Source organism: Bacillus sp. TCT6 (assembly GCF_056033845.1).
The window spans coordinates 5,190,752-5,197,500 of record NZ_JBVYHX010000001.1 but is presented as its reverse complement, the minus strand read 5'-3'; the positions used below and the strand labels follow the sequence as shown (position 1 = coordinate 5,197,500).

General features: G+C 37.7%; 8 protein-coding genes and 1 rRNA gene (1 of these 9 cut by a window edge). All 9 read right to left on the bottom strand.

Going from position 1 to position 6,749, the window contains the following annotated elements; translation table 11 throughout:
• Nucleotides 1–372: ribosomal RNA gene (locus AC0ONG_RS26670) — 16S ribosomal RNA — on the bottom strand; it reaches 1,180 nt to the left of the window's first position.
• 373 nt (nucleotides 373–745) lie between these two features.
• Entirely contained in the window at nucleotides 746–2,245 is a 1,500-nt protein-coding gene (lysS, locus tag AC0ONG_RS26665; protein ID WP_000369685.1) for a lysine--tRNA ligase, read from the bottom strand.
• 159 nt (nucleotides 2,246–2,404) lie between these two features.
• Nucleotides 2,405–3,403: a tRNA dihydrouridine synthase DusB gene (gene dusB, locus AC0ONG_RS26660; protein WP_000912244.1), complete on the bottom strand. Its 999-nt coding sequence runs from the start codon at nucleotides 3,401–3,403 to the stop codon at nucleotides 2,405–2,407.
• Between the two features lie 23 nt (nucleotides 3,404–3,426).
• Complete coding sequence (locus AC0ONG_RS26655; RefSeq protein WP_000387030.1) at nucleotides 3,427–3,630, bottom strand: helix-turn-helix domain-containing protein; 204 nt, start codon at nucleotides 3,628–3,630, stop codon at nucleotides 3,427–3,429.
• Entirely contained in the window at nucleotides 3,582–4,097 is a 516-nt protein-coding gene (folK, locus tag AC0ONG_RS26650) for a 2-amino-4-hydroxy-6-hydroxymethyldihydropteridine diphosphokinase (protein WP_001059450.1), read from the bottom strand. The genes AC0ONG_RS26655 and folK overlap by 49 nt, the downstream gene beginning before the upstream one ends.
• Nucleotides 4,094–4,456, bottom strand: coding sequence for a dihydroneopterin aldolase (folB, locus tag AC0ONG_RS26645; RefSeq protein WP_000358066.1), 363 nt, complete (start codon nucleotides 4,454–4,456; stop codon nucleotides 4,094–4,096). Before folB ends, folK begins: the two co-directional genes overlap by 4 nt.
• Complete coding sequence (gene folP, locus AC0ONG_RS26640; RefSeq protein WP_002084136.1) at nucleotides 4,457–5,317, bottom strand: dihydropteroate synthase; 861 nt, start codon at nucleotides 5,315–5,317, stop codon at nucleotides 4,457–4,459.
• Nucleotides 5,292–6,164, bottom strand: a complete 873-nt coding sequence (pabC, locus tag AC0ONG_RS26635; RefSeq protein ID WP_136997679.1) for an aminodeoxychorismate lyase — start codon at nucleotides 6,162–6,164, stop codon at nucleotides 5,292–5,294. The genes folP and pabC overlap by 26 nt, the downstream gene beginning before the upstream one ends.
• Nucleotides 6,158–6,745, bottom strand: a complete 588-nt coding sequence (gene pabA, locus AC0ONG_RS26630) for an aminodeoxychorismate/anthranilate synthase component II (RefSeq protein ID WP_000602284.1) — start codon at nucleotides 6,743–6,745, stop codon at nucleotides 6,158–6,160. The genes pabC and pabA overlap by 7 nt, the downstream gene beginning before the upstream one ends.
• Between the last annotated feature and the right edge of the window lie 4 nt (nucleotides 6,746–6,749).

Sequence of the window (6,749 nt, the reverse complement as noted above, 5' to 3'; positions counted from 1 at the left end):
TTCCCTACTGCTGCCTCCCGTAGGAGTCTGGGCCGTGTCTCAGTCCCAGTGTGGCCGATCACCCTCTCAGGTCGGCTACGCATCGTTGCCTTGGTGAGCCGTTACCTCACCAACTAGCTAATGCGACGCGGGTCCATCCATAAGTGACAGCCGAAGCCGCCTTTCAATTTCGAACCATGCAGTTCAAAATGTTATCCGGTATTAGCCCCGGTTTCCCGGAGTTATCCCAGTCTTATGGGCAGGTTACCCACGTGTTACTCACCCGTCCGCCGCTAACTTCTTGAGAGCAAGCTCTCAATCCATTCGCTCGACTTGCATGTATTAGGCACGCCGCCAGCGTTCATCCTGAGCCAGGATCAAACTCTCCAATAAAGTTAGTTTGTCTAGCATCTAAAAATAAAAATTGACGTTTCACGTTGTTTGTTTCGTTCAGTTTTCAAAGAACTACTTGGTCGCTCAGAAGCGACTTTATCAATATAACATTTCGTTACATTCTCGTCAACAACTTTTTTCAATAAGTTGTTTTTCGTTTGTTTTGCTTGTTACCTTTCGTGGCAACGAATATAAATATACCAGTTTGATTATTAAAATGCAATAGTTTTTCTAATAAAATTTTTAACTTAGTAAAAAAGTATAAAAACAGCACATTTCTTCTATATAAGTATAATTTCTCGCACCATCAAGATCTATTATACCCACGCAACTCATACTCAAATAAAAAAAGCTTTGGAGAAATCTCCAAAGCTTAGTCTTGTTTATGGCGCATAGCAGGGAATAATAATACATCACGAATAGATGGTGCATTTGTTAATAACATAACTAGACGATCAATACCAATTCCTAATCCACCCGTAGGAGGCATACCGTACTCAAGAGCTTCAATATAATCGTCATCCATCATATGTGCTTCGTCATTACCTTGTTCACGCTCTTTTAATTGCGCTTCAAAACGTTCTTTTTGATCGATCGGATCATTTAACTCAGTAAATGCATTTGCATGTTCACGTGCAACGATAAATAATTCGAAACGATCTGTGAATCGTGGATCTTCATCATTCTTTTTCGCAAGTGGCGAAATTTCTACCGGATGACCGTAAATAAATGTTGGTTGGATTAATTTATCTTCTACTTTTTGCTCGAAGAACTCATTAATAATATGACCAACTTCCATTGTATCCTTAATTTCTACATTATGTTCTTTCGCAAGCTCACGCGCTTCTTCTACACTCATCGGATTCCAGAAATCCGCTCCAGAGTGTTGCTTAATTGCATCTACCATATGAAGACGTGTCCATTCTGGTTCTAGATTAATTTCATAATCACCATATTGGATTGTTGTTGTACCCAATACTTTTTTCGCAATATGAGCAACCATATTTTCTGTTAGTTTCATAATATCATTATAATCAGCGTACGCTTCATATAATTCAATCATCGTAAACTCAGGGTTATGACGAGTTGATACACCCTCATTACGGAATACACGGCCAATCTCATAAACTTTTTCTAATCCGCCCACAATAAGACGTTTTAAATGAAGTTCAATTGCGATGCGCATATATAATTCCATATCTAACGCATTATGATGCGTAGTGAAAGGACGAGCAGATGCTCCACCTGCAATCGCGTGCATCATAGGCGTTTCTACTTCAAGATAACCGTTGTCATCTAAATATCTTCTCATTTCACGAATAATTTTACTGCGAGTAACAAATGTTTCACGACTTTCCATACTTGTAATTAAGTCTAAGTAACGTTGACGGTATCGTTGTTCAACATCTTTTAATCCATGATATTTATCCGGTAACGGACGGAGAGATTTCGTTAAAAGCGTAAATCCCGTTGCTTTTACTGAAAGTTCTCCAACGTTTGTTTTGAACACTTTACCTTCAATACCTACTAAGTCACCTAAATCTGCTGTCGTAAATAACTCGTACTCTTCATCTCCAACAGTATCTTTACGAACGTAAATTTGAACTTGTCCGTGTAAATCTTGAATGTGCGCGAATCCAGCTTTTCCTTTACCGCGTTTTGTCATAATACGACCAGCGATAGAAACAGTGATTTCTTTCTCTTCTAATTCTTCTTTAGAGAATTCTCCATATAAACTTACTAAGTCGGTCGTTGAATTTGTGCGTTCAAATCGTTTACCGAACGGATCGATTCCTTGCTCACGTAAATTATGTAGCTTTTCACGACGAACAAGCAATTGGTCGTTTAATTCTTCGTGGTTCATGTTATCCATGATATTGATATCACTCCAGCTCTATTAATTTTTACAATATATACAGTATAGCATTTTCTACTCAACTAGAAAAACTGCCAGCAACTAACTGGCAGTTCTTCTTTCTTTCACGTAATTATAGGAAGTGTATAGAAGAATGTCAATCTCCTATGTTCCTTATTAACCAACGTAAATTGTTTGTTGTTTCGCTTCTACTTCTTCTACAAATGCACCTAACACATTCGCAAGGTCTTCACGTGTGTTACAAGCATTAATACCATTACGTACACTCGCATTACCACGAACACCTTTTAAATACCAAGCTGCATGTTTTCTCATCTCTCTTACAGCGACACTTTCGTTCTTTAAGTCGATAAGACGATCTAGATGCAACATACATACATCAATTTTCTCGCGCACTGTTGGTTCCGGCATTAATTCACCTGTCTCTAAATACTTTACTGTACGATAAATCATCCATGGATCCCCAAGAGCCGCACGGCCAATCATAACACCATCTACACCAATCTCATCAAGCATTCGCTTCGCATCTTGCGGTGTTTCGACATCACCATTTCCGATAACCGGGATATTCACAGCTTGCTTTACTTGTTTAATGATATCCCAATCCGCTTTACCTTCATACATTTGCACTCGCGTACGTCCGTGAACCGCCACAGCTTGTCCACCAGCACGCTCAATAGCTCTAGCATTTTCTATTGCGAAAATATGTTCTTCATCCCAACCGATACGCATTTTAACTGTAACCGGCTTTTCAACAGCATCTACAACCGCTGCTACCATTTCATATATTTTATTGGGATCTAAAAGCCACCTTGCCCCCGCATCACATTTTACGATTTTCGGTACTGGGCAACCCATATTGATATCAATAATATCTGCTGTCGTATATTTATCTACGTATTTCGCAGCATCTACAAGAGTTTCTTTCTCTCCACCAAAAATTTGTAAACTTAATGGTTTTTCTCTCTCATCGATATATAACATATCTAATGTTCTTTTGTTATTCAGTAATATTGCCTTATCACTTACCATTTCAGCACAAACTAGACCTGCACCAAATTCTTTCACTGTTAAACGGAATGCAGAATTACACACTCCCGCCATCGGTGCTAATACAACCGGATTTTTCATCTCAATATTTGCAATCTTTAACAATCAACCTACTCCTTCCTGCACAGTCACTTTGGCATTAATTCATCTATCGAAACATTTAATGCCTTAGCAACTTCTACTACAAAATCTTGAGAAGGTGATCGATTCCCTCTCTCAACTTCACCTAAAACAGATACAGATACCCCTAATTCTTTAGCAAAACCTTCTTGCGTGTAGCCTTTTAGCTTTCGAAAAGCACGAATGCGTCTTCCCCATTTTTCTGCTTCCATACCGTTACTCCCTCTCGCCTTTTCATTTCTTCTACTTGTGAACGTGAAATGTTTTGTTTTATGTCTTGATTAATCTCTAACAACGGAACGATAACAAAAGCTCTTTCAAACATCCGCGGATGCGGAACAATAAGATTCTCTGCTTCAATATTCTCTTGATTATAAAGTAAAATGTCAAGGTCGATAGTCCTCGGCCCCCACCTAATTTCCCTTTTTCTTCCTAGGTCATTTTCTACTTTTTGTGTTACTTTCAATAATTCTTGTGGTGATAAATTGGTAGAAATTTTTATAACTAAATTTAAAAAGCAACTTTGGTCAGTATAGCCAACTGGCTCAGTTTCATATACAGATGAAATATCATCAACCTGAATATAAGGATTTTTATTTAAGAACTGAATCGCTTCGGTTAGATACGTATAACGCTCTCCAATATTTGACCCTAATGCAATGTATGCTATATTATTCATGGACGTTCTCTCGTAATTTCTACTGCTACAGCACGATAATGACCTGGTATCGGTGGATCCGGCTTAATTACCTTAATTGTACATCGTGAAATACTTTCATATTGTTTTAATATATCTGCAGCAATATTTTCAGCGATACTCTCCACAAGCTTATACTTTCTATCTTCAACAACTTTTCTACATAATTCGAAAAGCTCTCCATAATTGACCGAATGCTCTAATTCATCACTTTCCCCTGCACGCTTTAAATCCAACTCCACCGTTAAGTCAACTTTAAATCTCTGACCTAATTTATTTTCCTCCGGGAACACACCATGATAACCGTAAAACTCCATATCATGGATATAAATTTTATCCAATTACTTTACCCCCTTACCAATCATTGCATCCATCATTTTAGCCATACGCGCCATTTCTTTCACATCATGGACACGAACAAACTCACAACCCTTTTCAATACCAAGACAAACAGTAGCTCCCGTTCCCTCAAGGCGTTCCTCTACTGGCAAATCTAATACGTGCCCAATAAAGGACTTTCTCGATGTACCTAAGAGAACCGGATAACCTAGCACATTTAACTGTTCTAAATTACGCATCACCTCTAAGTTTTGCTTAGGTGTTTTAGCAAAACCGATACCTGGATCTAAAATAATATTCTCATCTCGCACACCAGCATTTTTAGCAATTTTGATACTATCATACAAATCAGCAATCATATCCGCCATTAAATTACGATAATTCATATTATCGCGGTTATGCATTAAAATGATAGGTACATCATAATGAGCTGCGACTTCAGCAATTATTGGCTCCGCCTTCGCTCCCCAAATATCATTAATAATATGAGCACCAGCCTCAATTGCTTGCTTTGCAACTTCAGCTTTATATGTATCGATAGATATAGGCAATTTCACTTCTTTTGAAACCGCTTGAATCATCGGGACAACTCGCTTTATTTCTTCTTCTACTGATACTTTAGCAAAACCCGGGCGAGTAGATTCGCCACCAATATCAATAATATGAGCACCTTCACCTTGCATTTCTTTTGCATGACGTACCGCAGCATCTACCTCGTTGTAACTCCCACCATCAGAAAACGAATCTGGTGTTACATTTAAAATCCCCATAATTAATGTCTTTTCATTTAAATTCAATGTATATTCGCCGCAGCGTAAATCATAATCCCACTTCAAACTACACATCTCCTCTTCGTAATTCATTTCTGCTCCATAATTTCTCTCTCTGCATTCCATAAAGGTACATTAAACTTTTTGTAACTACTCCTACTTTACCCGGGAAATCCTGCGCTTCTATACGATAAAGCGGAACAATTTCTTGAATTGAGTTTGTTACAAAGACTTCATCTGCTGAAAGTAATTCATCTTTTGTAAAGAAACCTTCCTTTACTTCTATATTCAATTCTTCAGCACTTTTTATAATAAACGCACGAGTGATACCATTTAAAATCCCTGTTTTTAACGAAGGTGTATATAAAACATCACCTTTCACAAAAAAGAGATTCGAAACAATCCCCTCTGCAACATAACCTGCTTCAGTAAGGAAAATACCTTCCTTGCTCACTACATTTCCAATTTCACGCTTCCCTAAAATATTATTTAGATAATGATGAGACTTCAGACGAAATGCTCCTTCTGGTGTATTTCGCACTTGTTTTAAAATAACCCCTTCTTTTTCTACTACATCTCCTGAAGCTGTTAAAGGTTTTATAAAAACAATAACCGAAGGGTCTTCATACATTTCCGTTTGTAATCCTATTTCATCTACACCTGCTGATACATTAAAACGTACATACGCATGTTCCAATTCATTCTTAGCGAGTAGATTTTTCAAAATAAGCATCACGTCATCTTTTGTCATTGTCCATTTAATTTGCAATGCATCTAGCGCACCTATTAAACGGTTATAATGATCATCTAACAAAAAAGGATGACCATTATAAATACGAAATGTCTCAAAAACTCCCAGCCCATATAAATAACCATGGTCATAAGGGGAGATTTTCGCTTCATTCGCTTCTACATACTCGCCATTTACGTAAATTAACATGATGTCACACTTGGACTATATTTACGAATGAAGTTCTGTAGTAACTCTTTCCCATGAGAAGTCATAATAGATTCTGGGTGGAATTGCACACCCTCTATCGGCAGTGTCTTATGACGAATCGCCATAATTTCCCCTTCCTCTGTCCAAGATGTTACCTCTAAACAATCTGGCAATGACTCTTTCTTAACAATCAGGGAATGATAACGCGTTGCAGTAAATGGATTAGGAATATCTAAGAAAATCGTTTTCCCATCATGATGCATAAGTGACGTTTTTCCATGCATTAATCGCTCTGCACGAACAACTTCTCCACCAAATACTTGTGCAATCGATTGATGCCCAAGACAAACTCCAAAAATCGGAATCTTCCCAGCAAAGTATTTAATAACTTCCATACTAATCCCCGCTTCATTAGGACTACATGGACCTGGCGAAATCATTAAGAAATCTGGTTTCATATTCTCAATATCTGCAATACTCACTTCATCATTACGCTTAACAACAAGCTCTTGTCCAAGTTCTCCAAGAAACTGTACTAAATTAAATGTAAAAGAATCATAATTATCAATCATTAATATCATTTCT

Coding starts and splice junctions, on each gene's coding strand:
- lysS (WP_000369685.1), bottom strand. CDS start 2,245: ATGGATAACATGAACCACGAAGAATTAAACGACCAATTGCTTGTTCGT.
- AC0ONG_RS26655 (WP_000387030.1), bottom strand. CDS start 3,630: ATGGAAGCAGAAAAATGGGGAAGACGCATTCGTGCTTTTCGAAAGCTA.
- folK (WP_001059450.1), bottom strand. CDS start 4,097: ATGAATAATATAGCATACATTGCATTAGGGTCAAATATTGGAGAGCGT.
- folP (WP_002084136.1), bottom strand. CDS start 5,317: ATGAATTACGAAGAGGAGATGTGTAGTTTGAAGTGGGATTATGATTTA.
- pabC (WP_136997679.1), bottom strand. CDS start 6,164: ATGTTAATTTACGTAAATGGCGAGTATGTAGAAGCGAATGAAGCGAAA.
- pabA (WP_000602284.1), bottom strand. CDS start 6,745: ATGATATTAATGATTGATAATTATGATTCTTTTACATTTAATTTAGTA.